General features: G+C 74.0%; 14 protein-coding genes. 9 read left to right on the top strand and 5 right to left on the bottom strand.

Features of this window, described 5'->3' with window-relative positions; translation table 11 throughout:
• Positions 1 to 8 precede the first annotated feature (8 nt).
• From ACWEFJ_RS26630 to ACWEFJ_RS26610, 5 genes are all read left to right on the top strand, one after another.
• Positions 9 to 1,247, top strand: a complete 1,239-nt coding sequence (locus tag ACWEFJ_RS26630) for a cytochrome P450 (RefSeq protein WP_449715401.1) — start codon at positions 9 to 11, stop codon at positions 1,245 to 1,247.
• The gene (locus tag ACWEFJ_RS26625) at positions 1,244 to 2,488 is read left to right on the top strand and encodes a cytochrome P450 (protein WP_449715400.1); all 1,245 of its coding nucleotides are present in this window, start codon (positions 1,244 to 1,246) and stop codon (positions 2,486 to 2,488) included. Before ACWEFJ_RS26630 ends, ACWEFJ_RS26625 begins: the two co-directional genes overlap by 4 nt.
• A gap of 173 nt (positions 2,489 to 2,661) precedes the next feature.
• Positions 2,662 to 5,238, top strand: a complete 2,577-nt coding sequence (locus ACWEFJ_RS26620) for a helix-turn-helix transcriptional regulator (protein ID WP_378084378.1) — start codon at positions 2,662 to 2,664, stop codon at positions 5,236 to 5,238.
• Between the two features lie 59 nt (positions 5,239 to 5,297).
• Positions 5,298 to 5,585, top strand: a complete 288-nt coding sequence (locus tag ACWEFJ_RS26615) for a hypothetical protein (RefSeq protein ID WP_378084377.1) — start codon at positions 5,298 to 5,300, stop codon at positions 5,583 to 5,585.
• Positions 5,582 to 6,433: an ATP-grasp domain-containing protein gene (locus ACWEFJ_RS26610; protein WP_378084375.1), complete on the top strand. Its 852-nt coding sequence runs from the start codon at positions 5,582 to 5,584 to the stop codon at positions 6,431 to 6,433. Before ACWEFJ_RS26615 ends, ACWEFJ_RS26610 begins: the two co-directional genes overlap by 4 nt.
• Before the next feature lie 108 nt (positions 6,434 to 6,541).
• On the opposite strand, the gene ACWEFJ_RS26605 is transcribed toward ACWEFJ_RS26610, so the two are convergent.
• Entirely contained in the window at positions 6,542 to 8,116 is a 1,575-nt protein-coding gene (locus ACWEFJ_RS26605) for a solute symporter family protein (RefSeq protein WP_378084373.1), read from the bottom strand.
• A complete protein-coding gene (locus ACWEFJ_RS26600) occupies positions 8,116 to 8,532 on the bottom strand; it encodes a DUF485 domain-containing protein (protein WP_449715399.1) in 417 nt (138 codons plus the stop codon). The genes ACWEFJ_RS26605 and ACWEFJ_RS26600 overlap by 1 nt, the downstream gene beginning before the upstream one ends.
• A gap of 334 nt (positions 8,533 to 8,866) precedes the next feature.
• Here ACWEFJ_RS26600 and ACWEFJ_RS26595 point away from each other — a divergent pair, with 334 nt between their 5' ends.
• The 4 genes from ACWEFJ_RS26595 (at position 8,867) to ACWEFJ_RS26580 (ending at position 13,250) form a co-directional block, all read left to right on the top strand.
• Positions 8,867 to 11,608 carry a nitrate- and nitrite sensing domain-containing protein gene (locus ACWEFJ_RS26595; RefSeq protein WP_449715398.1) on the top strand — a complete coding sequence of 914 codons (2,742 nt, stop codon included), beginning with the start codon at positions 8,867 to 8,869 and terminating at the stop codon, positions 11,606 to 11,608.
• Positions 11,605 to 12,048 carry a roadblock/LC7 domain-containing protein gene (locus ACWEFJ_RS26590; RefSeq protein WP_378084369.1) on the top strand — a complete coding sequence of 148 codons (444 nt, stop codon included), beginning with the start codon at positions 11,605 to 11,607 and terminating at the stop codon, positions 12,046 to 12,048. Before ACWEFJ_RS26595 ends, ACWEFJ_RS26590 begins: the two co-directional genes overlap by 4 nt.
• A gap of 7 nt (positions 12,049 to 12,055) precedes the next feature.
• Positions 12,056 to 12,583 carry a DUF742 domain-containing protein gene (locus ACWEFJ_RS26585; protein ID WP_449715397.1) on the top strand — a complete coding sequence of 176 codons (528 nt, stop codon included), beginning with the start codon at positions 12,056 to 12,058 and terminating at the stop codon, positions 12,581 to 12,583.
• 202 nt (positions 12,584 to 12,785) lie between these two features.
• Complete coding sequence (locus ACWEFJ_RS26580; RefSeq protein WP_378084366.1) at positions 12,786 to 13,250, top strand: GbsR/MarR family transcriptional regulator; 465 nt, start codon at positions 12,786 to 12,788, stop codon at positions 13,248 to 13,250.
• Here the strand turns inward: ACWEFJ_RS26580 and ACWEFJ_RS26575 are convergent.
• The 3 genes from ACWEFJ_RS26575 to ACWEFJ_RS26565 all read right to left on the bottom strand — a co-directional run bounded on the left by ACWEFJ_RS26575 (position 13,187) and on the right by ACWEFJ_RS26565 (position 15,913).
• Positions 13,187 to 14,140 (bottom strand): COX15/CtaA family protein, encoded by a 954-nt coding sequence (locus ACWEFJ_RS26575; RefSeq protein WP_449715396.1) that lies wholly within the window; start codon positions 14,138 to 14,140, stop codon positions 13,187 to 13,189. The genes ACWEFJ_RS26580 and ACWEFJ_RS26575 overlap by 64 nt on opposite strands.
• Before the next feature lie 46 nt (positions 14,141 to 14,186).
• Positions 14,187 to 14,906 carry an ABC transporter permease gene (locus tag ACWEFJ_RS26570; RefSeq protein WP_449715417.1) on the bottom strand — a complete coding sequence of 240 codons (720 nt, stop codon included), beginning with the start codon at positions 14,904 to 14,906 and terminating at the stop codon, positions 14,187 to 14,189.
• A 68-nt stretch (positions 14,907 to 14,974) separates the two neighbouring features.
• Positions 14,975 to 15,913, bottom strand: a complete 939-nt coding sequence (locus ACWEFJ_RS26565) for an ABC transporter ATP-binding protein (protein WP_378084363.1) — start codon at positions 15,911 to 15,913, stop codon at positions 14,975 to 14,977.
• Between the last annotated feature and the right edge of the window lie 37 nt (positions 15,914 to 15,950).

Genomic DNA, 15,950 nt, shown 5'->3' with positions numbered 1-15,950 from the left:
AGGTGAGCATGACGACCGAACCCCTGCCCGCCGTGCTCGGCGGGATCGACCTCACCGACCACGACAACTTCGCCGACGGCGTGCCGTACGGGCTGTTCGCGCGGCTGCGCGAGGAAGCGCCCGTGTTCTTCCACCCGCACGGCGACTCGCGCGACGACGGCTTCTGGGTGCTGACCCGGCACGCCGACATCGCCGCCGCGGCGGCCGACCCCGCGTTCTCCTCCCGGGGCGGAGGTCCCCGCGCGGGCGGCGGCACGCACCTGGAGGACATGCCGATCGGGATGCTCGCCGGGGTCGTCCTGTTCGCCATGGACGACCCGCGCCACGCGCACATCAAGCGGGCGCTGCACCCGGTCCTCACCGGCCGCGCCCTGGAACCGCGCCTGCGCGCCCTGGCCGAGGAGCTGGTCGACCGGGCGGTGCGCGCGGGCGGCGTCGAGGTCGTGACCGGCATCGCCGAGCCGTTCGCGCTGGAGGCCGTCACGGCGCTGCTGGGCGTGCCCGAGGCCGACCGGCCCCTGCTGCTGGGCTGGGTCAGGGCGGTCCTCGGGTTCACCGACCGGCGCACCGGGCGCGCCACCGACGAGTCGCGGGCCACGTTCGCCGCCGTGCGCGACTACTTCCGCAAGTTCCTGGTGGACAAGGAACCCGCCGCGGACCTGGGCACGCTGCTGGCCCTGGGCGAGATCCCCGGCGACGAGCCCCTGTCGGAGGCCGAGCGCGAACAGCACGCGGCCGTGCTGTTCGTGTCCGGCTACGAGCAGCCGCGCAACACCCTCGCCGCCGCGGTCCAGGCGTTCGCCGAGCACCCCGACCAGTGGGCGCTGCTCAAGCGGGACCGGTCGCTGCTGGACGGCGCGGTGGAGGAGGTGCTGCGCTGGGCGCCCGCCAACCCGTACAACCGGCGCACCGCCACCCGGGACGTCGTCGTGCGCGGCACGCGCATCCGCGCCGGCGACAAGGTCGCGCTGTGGTGGCCGGCCGCGAACCGCGACCCCGAGGTGTTCGCCGACCCCGACGTGTTCGACATCCGCCGCGACCCCAACCCGCACATGGCGTTCGGCTGGGGCACGCACCGCTGCTCGGGCGACGGGTTCGGCCGGCTCCAGCTGCGGCTGCTGCTGACCGCCCTGCTCGACCGCGTCGCGGAGCTGAGCCTGTCCGGGCCGGTCGTGCACGGACCCAACAACAAGCACACGGTGCTGCTCGACGTGCCCGTCAGCGTCACGGAGGAGAACGCCCGATGACCGACCTCACCGCCTACAGCAGGGAGACGGCGGCGCGGCTGCTGCCGTTCGACGTCTTCGACCCCGACTTCCACCGCGACCCCTACCCCCGGTACCGCGAGCTGCAGGACGCGCACGGCGGCTGGTGCCGCACGTCCGCGGACTCGGTCGCGGTGTTCGGGTTCGAGGAGGCCGCGGCCGTGCTGCGGGACCCCCGGTTCGGCATCGGCGAGCACCCGATGATCGCCGACCAGTTCGTCGCCGACCCGGTGGACGGCGGCAGCGGCCGGCCGGTCATGTTCCTGGACCCGCCGGACCACACCCGCGTCCGCGCCCTGGCCGGCCGGGCGTTCACCGCGCGCGTGGTCGACCGGCTGCGCCCGCACGCCGAGGAGCACGCCCGCACCCTGCTGCGCGACGCGGCGGCCGGCTCCGACGGCGGCGAGTTCGACCTCCGCGCCGCGTTCGCCGCGCCGCTGCCCGCGCTCGTGCTCTCCCGGCTGATGGACATCCCGGAGCGGTACCACCCGCTGTTCTTCGCGAGCGTCAAGGACAGCGCCCGCGGCCTGGACCCCGGCTTCACGCTGACCGACGAGCAGAAGGCGGGCCGCACGATCGCCCGCGACCTGTTCATCGAGGCGGGTCTGGAGATGGCCGAGGAACGCCGCCGCGACCCCGGCGACGACCTGGTCTCCGACCTGGTGCGCGCCGAGCAGGCGGGCGACCGCCTCTCGTCCTGGGAACTGGCGCTGCTGCTGCTCAACCTGCTGGCGGCGGGCTTCAGCACGACCACGGCGGCGCTGTGCAGCGCGGTGCACAACCTGCTCGACCACCCCGACCAGCTCGCCTGGCTGCGCGACCATCCCGACCGCGTCGCCGACGCGGCGGAGGAGCTGCTGCGCTACGACCCGATGCTCCAGGTCACCACCCGCATGACGGTGCAGGACGCCGACATCGCCGGCACACCGCTGCCCGCCGGTCAGCACGTCGTGGTGGTGCTCGGCGCGGCGAACCGCGACCCCCGCGCGTTCGACCGCCCCGACACGCTCGACCTGACCCGCCCGCCCGGCCGCACCCTCGCCTTCGGCCAGGGCATCCACTTCTGCGTGGCCGCGCCGATCGCGCGGCTGGTCGTGCGGGTCGGCCTGGAGGCCCTGATCCGATACCGGATCGAGCGCGGCGGCCGGGGCCCGGAGCGCTGGCCGGGCACGTTCATGCGCGTCATCGGAGAGCTGCCGGTGCGGCTGACGCCCGCGCGCTGACCCCGTTTTCCCACGTCGGACGAGCGGGAGGATGTTCGGCACCACGATGTGACCTGTGCGGTGGAATCGTGGTACATCTGACCGGGGGAACACGGCGACGACGCCGCTCGGGGGGAGTCCGGTCGGTCGGTTCGGGTCGGTGTGCGCGATGAGTTGGTCTGGGGGACCTCTCGATGCTGTTCGAACGGGAATCGCACTTGTCCGAGTTACGCGCGCTGCTGACCGAGAGCCGTGACGGCAAGGGGCGCATGGCGGTGGTCGGCGGGCCGGTGGCGACCGGCAAGACCGAGCTGCTCGCCGCGTTCACCGAGGAGGCCGCGCGCGGCTCGGTGGTCCTGTCGGCCTCGGGCGCGCCCGCCGAGCGCGCCGTGCCGTTCGGGGTGCTCGACCAGCTCCTGCGCGGCGCGCGGCTGCCCGCCGACCAGGCCGGGCACGTGGCGCGGCTGCTGCGCGACGCGGCGGGCGGCGACCCGGTGCCGCCCGTGGTCCACCACGACCTGTGCATGGCCGTGCTCGACCTGGTCGAGCGGTCCGACGAGCCCGTGGTGATGGCGGTGGACGACGCGCACGACAGCGACGGGCCGTCGCTGGAGGTGCTGTCGTCGGTCGTGCGCCGGGCCCGCCGGGGCGTGCTGGTCGTGCTCGGCGACGGCACCGGCGAGCGCCCGCTGCCCGCCGGCCTGCCGCGCCACCCGGTCTGCCGCCGCCTGCGCCTGGACCCGCTGTCGCGGGACGGCGTCACGGCGCTGCTGACCGGCCACCTCGGTCCGCGCGGCCGGGGCCTCGCCGAGCGGTGCCACGACCTCACCGGCGGCAACCCGGCGCTGGTGCGGGCCCTGGCCGAGGACAACCGGGACACCCCCGACCGCGCCGCCCCCGAGGCGGGCGCGGCGTTCCGGCACGCGCTGCTGAGCTGCCTGGCCGCGTGCGACACCCTGCTCGCCGCCGCCTGCGGCCTGGCCGTGCTCGCCGAACCGCGCCCCGCGCTGCTGCTGTCCAAGCTCGTGGAGGCGGAGCCGGAGTCGGTGAGCCGGGCGCTGGCCGCGCTGGAGGAGTGCGGCGTCCTGGCCGGCGGCTGGTTCCGCCACCCGGCCGCCGCCGCGGCCGTGCTGGAGGCCCTGGCCCCGGCCGAGCGCACCCGGCTGCACCGACGCGCGGCGTTGCTGCTGCGCACCGAGGGCTCCAACGCCGCGACCGTGGCCCGGCAGCTCGTGCGCGCCGGCGAGGCCGTGGACGCGGCGCTGCTGCCCGTCCTGCACGAGGCCGCCGAGCAGGCGCTCGCCGAGGACGACCCCGACCACGCCCGCGCCTGCCTGTGGCTGGCCCGCCAGTCCGGCGGCGACGAGCGGCGCCGCGCCACGACCACGGCCATGGTCGCCCGCGTGCAGTGGCGCGTGGACCCGGCGGCGGCCGCGGCCCACCTCGACGAGCTGACCGCGGCCACCCGCGCCGGCCTGCTCGACGACCGGCAGGTGGACCTGGTCGTCCAGATGCTGGCGTGGTTCGGGCGGTCCGCCGAGCTGCCCGAGGCCCGGCCCACCGGCGGTCGCGCGTGCATGCTCGCCCTGACCGGGCTGCTGCCCCACGGCGGGTTCGACGCCAAGAGCCTCGCCCGCGCCGAACGCGTGCTCCAGACCTCCCGGCTGGAGGAGCACACGCTGATGCACACCCTCGGCGCGTTGACCGCGCAGATCGCGGGCGAGCGGCCCGCGGACGCCGAGGCGTGGTGCCGCCGCCTGCTCGCGGAGGTCTCCGGCCGTCGCGCGCCGACCTGGCACGCCCTGCTGGCCGCGATGCGCGCCGAGATCGCGCTGCGCCGCGGCGAGCTGGACGTCGCCGAGCGGTACGGGCGGCTGGCGCTGGACACGCTGCCCCCCGAGGGCTGGGGCGTGGTCATCGGCCTGCCCGTCGGCACGCTCGTCCGCGTGCACCTGGCCGCCGGGCGGGTGGAGGACGCCCTGGACCGGCTCGGCACCCCGGTGCCCGACGCCATGGCCGACACCGGCATCGGGCTGCACCACATGCGCGCCCGCGGCCTCTACTACCACGCCACCGGCCGCTACCGGGCCGCCCTGGACGACTTCCACGCGGTCGGCGACCTGATGCGGAAGTGGGACGCGGACGTCCCGGCGCTGTCGCCGTGGCGCACCGACGCCGCCCAGACGTGGTTGCGCCTGGGCAACGCGGAGCGGGCCCGCCGGCTCGCCAAGGAGCAGAGCGACCTGTGCGAGGTGGACAACGCCCGGCTCATCGCCGTGTCCACCCGGATCATCGCCGCCACCACCGAGCCGAACCGCCGGGTGGCCCTGCTCAGCGGCGCGGTCGAGGCGTTGCAGAGCACGGGCGACCGACTGGAGCTGGCCACCGCGCTGTCCGACCTCGGCTGGGCCTACCACGAGCTGGGCAGCTTCAGCCAGGCGCGGATGGCGCTGCGCAGCGCGGGGCTGATCGCCAAGCAGTGCGGCGCCGCCGAACCGGGCCGCACGGTCGGCGCGACGACCGCCCCGGAGCAGCCCGTCGCCCCGGCCGTCGCGGAGCTGCCGCCCGGCGGCGCGCTGAGCGACGCGGAAGCCCGGGTGGCGACGCTCGCGTCCTGGGGCTACAGCAACCGGCAGATCGCGAACAAGCTGTTCATCACCGTGTCCACGGTGGAGCAGCACCTCACCCGGGCCTACCGCAAGCTGAAGGTGAACCGGCGCACCGAGCTGGCCACCGGCCTCTACGCCCGGGCCGCCGTCGAGACCCTCTGACGACGTCGTGAGTGCCGTCACGTGCGCGCAGGTTACCGACAGGTTCTAGTCTGGCCGACGTGGCAGAGGACAAGAGGATCGGGCGCGCGGTGAAGACGGCGACCGCGTTCGTGGCCGCGCACGGCAAGCCTTCCCGCGCCGTCGTGGAGAACGTCGGGCGCGCGGGCGCGCGGGTCGTGCTGGTCGGTGACGACGGGGCCATGGGCGACGTGGTGCTGCCCGACGTGGCGTCGGCCGAGGCCGTGGTCGAGGCGGTCCCGGACCTGGAGCGCCACGAGTGGGACCGCGACACGACCGCAGCGGTGAAGATCGGCCCGGCGCACCGCCGGAAGATGGCCGGCCGGTGAAGGTCCTCTTCGCCACCTGCGAGTCGCTGCCCGCGGGCGACGGCGACGACGACGCCCTGGTCGACGCCCTCGCCGACGTCGGCGTGGAGGCGTCGTGGGCGGCGTGGGGCACGCCGGTGCGGGCCGACCTGGTCGTGCTGCGGTCCACGTGGGACTACACCGAGCGGCTGCCGGAGTTCCTGGCCTGGTGCGACACCGAGCCCGCGCTGGTGAACCCGGCGTCGGTGGTGCGGTGGAACACCGACAAGACCTACCTGGTGGACCTGGCGGCGGCGGGCGTGCCGGTCGTGCCGACGGCCGTGGCCGGTCCGGGCTTCACCGACTGGCCGGACGGCGAGTTCGTGGTGAAGCCGACCGTCGGCGCGGGGTCCCGGGGCGCGCTGCGCGTCGCCCCCGGCGACCACGCGGCCGCGGCCGCGCACCTGGCCGCGCTGGGCGTGCCCGCGCTCGTGCAGCCGTACCAGTCGCACGTGGACTCGGTCGGCGAGACCGCGATGGTGTTCCTCGGCGGGCAGTACTCGCACGCGTTCACCAAGGGCGCGATGCTCACGCCGGACGCCGAGTACGACGAGTCCGGCCTGTACCTGCTGGAACGGCTGTCCGGCGCGACGCCGTCGCCCGCGCAGCGCCGGGTCGCCGAGGACGTGATGGACGCCGCCGCCGAGCTGACCGGCCTGCGCCGCGCCGACCTGCTCTACGCGCGGGTGGACCTGATCCCGGGCCCCGACCGCGCCCCGCTGCTGCTGGAACTGGAACTGGTCGAGCCGTCGCTGGGCTTCCGCCAGACCGACGCCACCGCCCCGCTCCGCTTCGCCTCCGCCGTCCGCGCCGCCCTCGCCCGGCGCTGACCCGCCGAGGACCCCGACAGGCCGGACGCCGGAGCACCGGGTGCTCCGGCGTCCGCCGTCGTTACCGCAGGTCGGGAGCTTCGGGTGCCCCGGCGTCCGGCGCGGGCCTCACCGCAGGCCGGAGCCGAGGCCGGTCAGCGAGCGGACCTCCATCTCGGCCTGCCGGGCCGGGTCGGCCTTCTCCTTGCTCAGCACCGTGCCCAGGTAGCCGCACAGGAACGAGAACGGGATCGACACCAGGCCCGGGTTGCTCAGCGGGAACCACGCGAAGTCGACGTCCGGGAACATCGAGGACTTCGCGCCCGACACGGCGGGGGAGAAGATCAACAGGATGACGCACGACCCGAGCCCGCCGTAGATCGCCCACAGCGTGCCCGGCGTGTTGAACCGCTTCCAGAACATCGAGTAGATGATCGTCGACAGGTTCGCCGACGCGGCCAGCGCGAACGCGAGCGCCACCAGGAACGCCACGTTCTGCCCGTTCGCCGCGATGCCGCCGACGATCGCCAGCAGGCCCACGACGACCGCGGTCAGCCGGGCGACCCGGACCTCCGAGGCGGGGTCGGCCTGCCCGTGCTTGATCACGTTCGCGTACACGTCGTGCGCGAACGACGCCGACGCCGTCAACGTCAGCCCGGCCACCACCGCGAGGATCGTCGCGAACGCCACCGCGCTCACCACGCCCAGCAGCACCGAGCCGCCGATCTCGTAGGCCAGCAGCGGCGCGGCGGAGTTCTCGCCGCCGGGGGCCGAGGTGATGTCCTTCGAGCCGACCAGCGCGAGCGCGCCGAACCCGATGACCAGCGTGCACAGGTAGAACACGGCCATCATCCACGTCGCCCACACCACCGAGCGGCGCGCCTCGCGGGCGTTCGGCACGGTGTAGAACCGCATCAGCACGTGCGGCAGCGACGCGGTGCCGAGCACCAGCGCCAGCGCCAGCGAGAGGAAGTCGAGCCGGCTCGTCGGGGTCGCGCCGTACCGCACGCCCGGCTCCAGCACCTGCGGGCCCAGCGGCGTGTTGCGCGACGCCGTCTCCAGGATCGCCGACAGGCTGAACCCGAACTTGCCCAGCAGGAACACCGTCATCAGGGTCACGCACATGATCAGGAAGACGGCCTTGATGATCTGCACCCACGTGGTGCCCTTCATGCCGCCGACCAGCACGTACAGCACCATGACGATGCCCACCACGGCGATGATCACCGACTGGCCGACCTTGCTGTGCACGTCGAGCAGCAACGCCATCAGCGCGCCCGCGCCCGCCATCTGCGCGATCATGTAGAACAGCGAGATCACCAGCGTCACGTTGGCCGCCGCGGCGCGCACCGGGCGCTGCCGCATCCGGAAGGCCAGCACGTCGCCGAGGGTGAACCGGCCGGTGTTGCGCAGCCGCTCCGAGATGATCATCAGGCCGAGCAGCCAGGACACCACCCAGCCGATCGAGTACAGGAAGCCGTCGTAGCCGTTGACCGCGATGCTGCCGGAGATGCCGAGGAACGACGCGGCGGACAGGAAGTCACCCGACAGCGCGATGCCGTTCTGCGGTCCGGTGAAGCTGCTGCCCGCGGCGTAGTAGTCCGACGCGGTCGCGTTGCGGGTGCCCGCCCGGTACACGATGTAGAGGGTGATCAACACGAAGACGGCGAACACGCCGAGGTTGATCGCGGTGTTGCCGCCCATCAGGCCCGGTCCTCCGCGGTGAGCGAGCGGACCGCGTCGACCTGCGGGTCGAGCCGGCGCCGCGCGTAGCGCGCGTACGCCAGGGTCAGCGCGATCGTCGTGACGAACTGGAGCAGCCCGAACAGCAGGCCGACGTTGATCACGCCCCACACCGCCGTGCCCATGAAGTCGGGCGCGTACGCCGACAAGGCGACATAACCGAGGTACCAGAGCAGGAACCCGCACGTGGCGGGCAGCACGAACACCGCGATGCGCTTGCGCAACTCGCGGAAATCGGCGCTCTGCTGGAGCGCCACGAAGTCCGGGTCGCCCGCTTCGTCGACCAACAGGGGTGAGCCGGGGTCGTCGAAAGTGGCGAAGCCGCGCCCGCCGCGGGCGGGTCGGGAATCCGTCGGAGGCAGGATCGCCTTCGTCATCAATCCTCCACGGGGATTTGGCCTCGCCGCGCACGCTCCGCACGCGGGCCGGCGGCGAGCGCTCAGCGTAACCGCGCTCCGCCGCCAGTCAACGACATGACGCCATCGGTCGGGTCACGACTGCACGACCGGAGGCATCGGAGCGTCTCAACAGGGGGCGGGCGCACGCAGCGTCGTCACGCTGCGCCGATCGGATGGGGACCCACCGCAAGGTCGTTGTCCCCGGCCTGTTGACCACCTACTATCCGCGCAGCAACATCCACGCTCGTCGGTCAATACAGCGTCGGCGTCGTTCAACTTTGAAACAACTACGGACTTTCCCGGGGCTTCTCAGGTGACTGGCGACAACAACGCGCGCGGGCAGTGGTGGAGTGCCGTCGCCGACTGGCGGAATTGGCGCCTGCCGGTGAAGGTCGCCGCCGTGCTGGCGGTGCCCGTGCTGGTCGCGGTCGTCACCGGCGTGGTGCAGATCCGCGGGTACGTCAAGAGCGCCGACACCTACGCCGCGATGCAGCGCATGGTGACGCTGCGTGCCGGCATCGACCCCTTGATCGCGTCCGTGCAGGCGGAACGCGCCATGTCGGCGCAGCGCGCCGAGGACGCGGGCGTGCCGGAGCGCGAGTTCCACGACCTGACGCGCGCCACCGACAACGCCGCGGCCGGCGTGCGGAACCTGATGGAGCGCACCACGACCCTCGGCGAGGTCGCCAACGCCCGGTTCCGCGACGTCGTCGTCCAGCTCGACGGCCTGCCCCAGCTCCGCGAACGCGTGAAATCGGGCAGCGTGGACCTGGAAGGCTCCATCGGCGGCTACACGGTGGTGGTGCGCGCCCTGCTCGACTTCGACCAGGCCATGGTCGGCGACTTCGGCGACCCGGCCCTGTCCGGCACCGCGACCGCGCTGCACAACCTCGCCATGGCGGGCGAGCAGGTGTCCTGGCAGCACGCCACGGTGCTGGCCGGCATCAGCCGCGGCCGGCTGACCGACAACGAGGTCACCGCGCTGGAGCAGTCCTACACCCGCCAGCAGGACAAGCTGGCCGACTTCTCCGCGGTCGCCACGCCGCAGCAGCAGGCCGACTACCGCAGCACCGTCTCCGGCCAGGAGGTGGACCTGCGCAACAGCCTGTTCCAGCAGGTCCGCGTCAACTCCGGCGCGGTCGAGCTGCTGGTCAAGGCCGACGCGTGGAACAGCGGCTCGGAGAGCACCCTCAAGCAGCTCGGCGTGGTGCTGCGGTCGCTGGAGGGCCAGCTCACCGCCGCCGCGGGCCGGTTGCAGGACACCACCAGCGACCGGGCGGGCGCGGCGTCGGTCATCCTGCTCGCCTCGATGTTCCTCGCCGGCGGCATCGGCTTCGTCGTCGGCAGCCACCTGCTGCGCTCGCTGCGCACCCTGCGGACCGCCGCGCTGGACGTCGCCGAGCACCGCCTGCCCACGCTCGTGGCGCAGTTGCGGGAGGGCGCGGCGCACGACGTGACCGTGGCCCCCGTGCCGGTGCAGACCAGGGAGGAGCTGGGCCAGCTGGCCCGCGCGTTCGACGCGGTGCACCGGCAGGCCGTCTCCTCCGCGGCCGAGCAGGCCGACCTGCGCACCAGCATGCGCAACGCGTTCATCAACCTGTCCCGCCGCAGCCAGGGCCTGGTGGAGCGGCAGCTCAAGCTCATGGAGGAGCTGGAGCGGCAGGAGGAGAACCCCGAGCAGCTCGCGAACCTGTTCAAGCTGGACAACCTCGCCACCCGGATGCGCCGCAACAACGAGAACCTGATGGTGCTCTCCGGCAGCGACGTGGCCCGCCGCTTCACCCGCCCCGTGCCGCTGGGCGACGTGCTGCGCGCCGCCGCGTCCGAGATCGAGCAGTACCAGCGGGTCGTCGTGCAGACCACCCCGTCGGTGGAGGTCGTCGGCTACGCCGCGGGCGACCTGGTCCGGCTGGTCGCCGAGCTGCTGGACAACGCCACCACGTTCTCGCCGCCGCGCACGCAGGTCGTCGTCGGCGGCCGGCACCGGGCGGGCGGCGGCGTGCTCGTGGACGTGGTCGACGCGGGCGTCGGCATGTCGGAGGAGGACCTGGCGCAGGCCAACCGCCGGATCGCGCTGGCCGCGTCGGAGGACTCCGGCGAGCTGACCGTGTCCCGCCAGCTCGGCCTGTACGTGGTGGGCCGGCTCGCCGGGCGGCACGGCATCGAGGTGGAGCTGCGCGAGCAGGGCGAAGGGCTGCGCGCGGTCGTGGCGCTGCCCGCGGACCTCGTCCGCGCGACCGCCCCGGTCCGCCCCACGCCCGCCCCGGCCATCCCCTCGCCTTCGCCGTCCACCGGTCCCCAACCCGCCCTGCCGCGCGCCACGGGCCCGCAGCCCGCGCTGCCGTCCACGGGCCCGCAGCCGCTCGTGCCGCGCCCGGCCGGGTCGCCGTCGACCGGCCCGCAACCGGTGCTGCCGCGTCCCGCCGGGTCGCCGTCGACGGGCCCGCAGCCGGTGCTGCCCGGTCCGACCGGGTCCCCCTCGGTGGTGCCGCGTCCGGCGGGCGCGCCGTCCACCGGGCCGCAGCCGGTCGTGCCGCGCCCGACGGGGTCGCCCTCGACCGGACCGCAGCCCGTCCTGCCGCGCGCCGCCCAGCCGCGACCCGTGTCGCCGCAGCCCCCGCTGCCGCCGGCCGTGCCGCTGAAGGAGGACGGCTGGACCCCGTTCCGGGGCCGGACCGTCGACACCCCGGACACCGCGTCGCCCGCGTCGCCCCCGCAGCCCGGGGCCGCGCCGCGGCGGACGGCCTCGACCTGGTTCGGCGGCGGTCCCGTGCCGTCGGGCCCGGCGGAACCGGCGCGGCACCGCGCCGCGGACACCCACGCGCGCGGGGAGGCGCCCGTGAACGACCAGCCCGTGAACGACATTCCGGCGGAGCTGCCCAAGAGGCGGCCGCGGACCAACCTGGTGGCCGAACGGCCGAGCGCACCCGACGCGGTGGCACCCGTCCGGAGGGATCCGCAGGCGACACGCGGTTTCCTCGCCAGCTACCAGACGGGGATCCGGCAAGGTGTGCGGGGATCCGGTGAGAACCGAGCGGGGCAGGAGAACGGATGAGCACGCAGAAGTCGCGACAGGTCGACCAGTTCGGCTGGCTGGTGAGCAACTTCGTCGATCGCGTGCCGGGCGTGGCCCACGCGGTGGTGATCTCGGTCGACGGCCTGCTGCTGACCGCGTCGAACGGGCTGCCCGACGACCGGGCCGACCAGCTCGCCGCGATCGCGGCGGGCGTGGCCAGCCTGACCGAGTCGGCGGCCCGCTGCTTCGACGGGGGCGGCGTGCTGCGGTCGGTGATCGAGATGCAGTACGGGATCATGCTGCTCATGTCGATCCGGGACGGCTCGTGCCTGGCCGTCCTCGCCGCGCCGGACGCCGACGTCGGCCAGGTCGCCTACGAGATGACCGTGGTCGTGGACCAGGTCGGCCAGCTCCTGACACCCGAGCTGCGCGCCCAGCTCCACGGCGCGAAGCGGATGATGGCCCGCCCGTCTGCGTGAGGTGGTCATGGACCGGAACGACGAGCCCGGGGCGTCGGACGAGACGTTCGCCGCCCTGCTCAACGGGTTCAGCCTCGACTCCTCCCGACGTCGCAAGCAGGGGAAGCCGAAGCCCGAGGAACCCGCCGCGACCGGCGACACCAAGCCCCACCGCCCGGTCTTCGACGACGAGGACGACGCCTTCGAGTACCCGCGCGAGGAAGCGGCGTCGATCGTGCGCGCCTACTCGTGGACGGGCGGCCGCACCACGTCGTCGTTCCAGCTGGAGATCGAGACGCTGGTGTCGGCGGTGGACTGGGACTACCCGGGAGCCCTGAAGGCCGAGTACCACGAGGTCATCGCGCTGGTCGCCCGGCCCCGGTCGGTCGCGGAGATCGCCGCCCTGCTGCGCCTGCCACTGGGGGTGGCCAAGGTGCTGCTCGGCGACATGGCCGAACGCGGCCTGATCGACGTGCACCGCACCGCGTCCACCGACGGCGAGCAACCCGACCTGGGCCTGATGGAACGCGTCCTCGCCGGCCTGCGCCGCCTCTGACCCCCGCGTGTCCTACCTCCAGAACGCGTGTGTCCTACGTTCGGAACGCGTGTGTCCTACGTTCGCGTCACGAGTGTCCTACGTTCAGGACCCCTGAATTCAACGCTCGGGACGCGCGCCACCTTTGCGTGATGATCAGCACACGACCTATTGTGCCTTCAGTGTCGACCGAATCGTCGGCCGTGGAGCTACAGGGGGTCGCATGAGCGTCGGACGGGAAACGCGGCTGTCGGCGTGGGTCGAGCGGTTCGCCGCCCACTTCGCCGAGGAGGGCATCCCGCTGATCGGCGGCCGGATCCTCGGCTACCTGCTGGTGTGCCAGCCGACGGAACGGACCGCGGCCGAGCTGTCGCAGGAGCTGGAGGCCAGCAGCGGCTCGATCAGCACGAACCTGAAGTTCCTGGTCAACGCGGGCCTGGTGACCAAGCGCACCCGGCGCGGGCGGCAGGCGGCGCAGTACCGGATCGACGAGAAGCGGTGGGTGGACCTGGTCCAGCGCAAGCTGGACGCCCTGGTGAGCGTGCGCGAGCTGACCGAGGCCGGGATGCGGCTGATGAGCGGCGACCCGGAACGCGCGATGCGGCTGCGCACCGTGGACGAGGTCTACACGTGGCTGGCGACGGAGCTGCCCGCGGTGTGGGAGCGCAGGCCCTCGTCCACGCGGTGAGGCCGTTCCCGGGTCGAGACCCACAGGGCGGCGGTGGCCACGACGACCGCGCCCGCGCCCAGCACGTGCAGCGAGACCAGCACCTCGGGCACGCCGGTCCAGTACTGGACCATGCCCAGCGCGCCCTGCGCGAGCACCACGGCGACCAGCGCGGTGTACGGCCGCCGCGGCGCGGGGTGGCCGCGCAACGCGAAGCCCAGCGCGATGAGCATGCCCAGGAACAGGAACAGCAGGTCGGCGTGCAGCTGGGACAGGGTGTCCACCGGCACGTCCAGGCGCGGCGTGGCCGCGTCGCCCGCGTGCGGCCCGGCGGCGGTGACGAACGTGCCCGCCAGCAGCAGCAGCCCCAGCACCACGGCCTGCACGACCTGCAACGCCATCAGCGGCCTGGGCACGCGCGGCCGGGCGGGCTCGTCGCCCTCGCCGAGCGCGGCGACCAGCAGCACGGCGAACCACACCAGCACCATGGACACCAGGAAGTGCACGCTGACCGTCCACCACAGCAGGCCGGTGAGCACGGTGAACCCGCCGATCACGGCCTGCAGCACGACCCCGCCGAACTGCACCAGCGCGAGCACCACGACCCGCTTGCGGCGCGGGCGGTTGAACCACGCCGCCAGCACGCACAGGCCCGCGATGACGCCGACCACGCCGGTGAGGGTGCGGTTGCCGAACTCGACCCACTGGTGCAGCGACGCCACCTCGGGGTGCTCGACGGGCACGAGGCTGCCCTCGAAGCACTGGGGCCAGGTGGGGCAGCCGAGCCCCGATCCGGTCACCCGCACGATCGACCCGGTGACCGCGATGCCGCCTTGGGCGATCACGACGGCGATGGCGAACGCGCGCTGGAACGTGCGGAGGAACGTGGTGAACCAGGATGGGGCGGACACGGTCCGATGGTAGGTACCACCGGCTGAGATGCGCCGCCCGGGGGTGTCAGGCGAGCCTGGTGGTCTTGACCGCCAGCGCGCCCGCGACCACGCCCCACACCACCAGCACGACGAGGTGCCGCGGCTCCGGCGCGCCGCCCTCGACCACCGCGTCGTGCAGGGCGAGCGCGAGCGCGGCGGACGGCAGGGCGTCCACGACGGCGGCCAGGGCGGCGGGCAGCGTCTCCACGCCGAGCGCGACGCCGCCGATGAGCAGCAGCACGAACCACACGATGTTGGCCAGCGCGAGCACGATCTCCGCCCGCAGCGCGCCGCCGAGCAGGACGCCCAGCGCGCCGAACGACAGGGTGCCCAGCACGATCAGCGCGACCGCCCACAGCACGCCGCCGACCGGCGGCAGCCGCCAGCCGAGCAGCAGCGCGACCACCGCGATGATCACGACCTGCACGGCGACCACGGCCAGGGCGGCGACGACCCGTCCGGTGACGAGCAGCCACCGGGGGAGCGCGGTCGCGGCGAGGCGCTTGAGCACGCCGTAGCGGCGGTCGAACCCGAGCGCGATCGCCTGGCCGGTGAACGCGGACGAGATCACGGCCAGCGCGAGGATGCGCGCGGTGGCCGAGCCGACGCGCGGTTCCGGCACCGGGATGACGTCCATGAGGCTCATCGCGACCAGCAGCGCGACCGGGATGAGCACGGTGAGCAGGATCTGCTCGCCGTTGCGCAGGGTGAGCACGGTCTCGGTGCGGGCCTGGGCGAGCAGCATCCGGCCGAGCCGGCCGCGGCCGGGCGCGGGCGTGAACGTGCCGGGGGCGAAGCGGCCGGTGGGTTCGGTCACGAGCGCAGCTCCCTGCCGGTCAGCTCCAGGAACACGTCCTCCAGGCTGCGCCTGGCCACGGTCAGCTCCTCGGCCAGCACGCCCTGCTGCGCGCACCACGACGTGACGGTGGAGAGCACCTGGGGGTCGATCCGGCCGTGCACGACGTAGTTGCCTCGGCCGGCTTCGCGCACGTCCAGCCCTTCCGGCAGGGCGTCGCGCAGCAGCGTGAGGTCCAGGCCGGGGCGGGCGCGGAAGCGCAGTTGCCGGTCGTCGGCGTGGTGCTCGGTCAGCTCGGCGGGGCTGCCCTGGGCGACGACGCGGCCCGCGTCCACGATGACGACGTGGTCGGCCAGCGCCTCGGCCTCGTCCATGAGGTGGGTGGTGAGCAGCACGCTGACGCCGTCCGCGCGCAGCGCCGACACCAGCTCCCACACCAGGCGGCGGGCCTGGGGGTCCATGCCGGCGGTCGGTTCGTCGAGGAACACCAGTTCGGGTCGTCCGACGAGCGCGCACGCCAGCGACAGGCGTTGCTGCTGGCCGCCGGACAGCCGCTTGTACGGGGTGCGCACCGACGACGACAGGCCCAGCACGTCCAGCAGCCACGCGGGGTCGAGGGGGTTCGCGGCGCAGGCGGCCACGAGGCGCAGCATCTCGTCGGCCCGCACGCCGGGGTACCCGCCGCCGCCCTGCGGCATCACGCCGATGCGGGGGCGCAGCGCGTCGCCGTCGCGCTTCGGGTCGAGCCCGAGGACGCGGACCTCGCCGCCGTCGGCGGACCGGAACCCCTCGCACACCTCGACCGTGGTCGTCTTGCCGGCGCCGTTGGGGCCGAGCAGCGCGAGGACCGTGCCGGTGTCGAGGGTCAGGTCGAGTCCGTTCACCGCGACGGTGGAGCCGTAGCGCTTGACCAGCCCCGACACCTCCACGGCAGGGTGCTGGGGGTGCGGGCTCACGACGCGGAAGCCTAGGGCGTGGCCCGCCCCACCCCGG

The organism is Actinosynnema sp. NPDC004786, from assembly GCF_053601135.1.
Note: the sequence above shows the minus strand (reverse complement) of the source record. Positions and strands in the feature narration are given on the sequence as shown.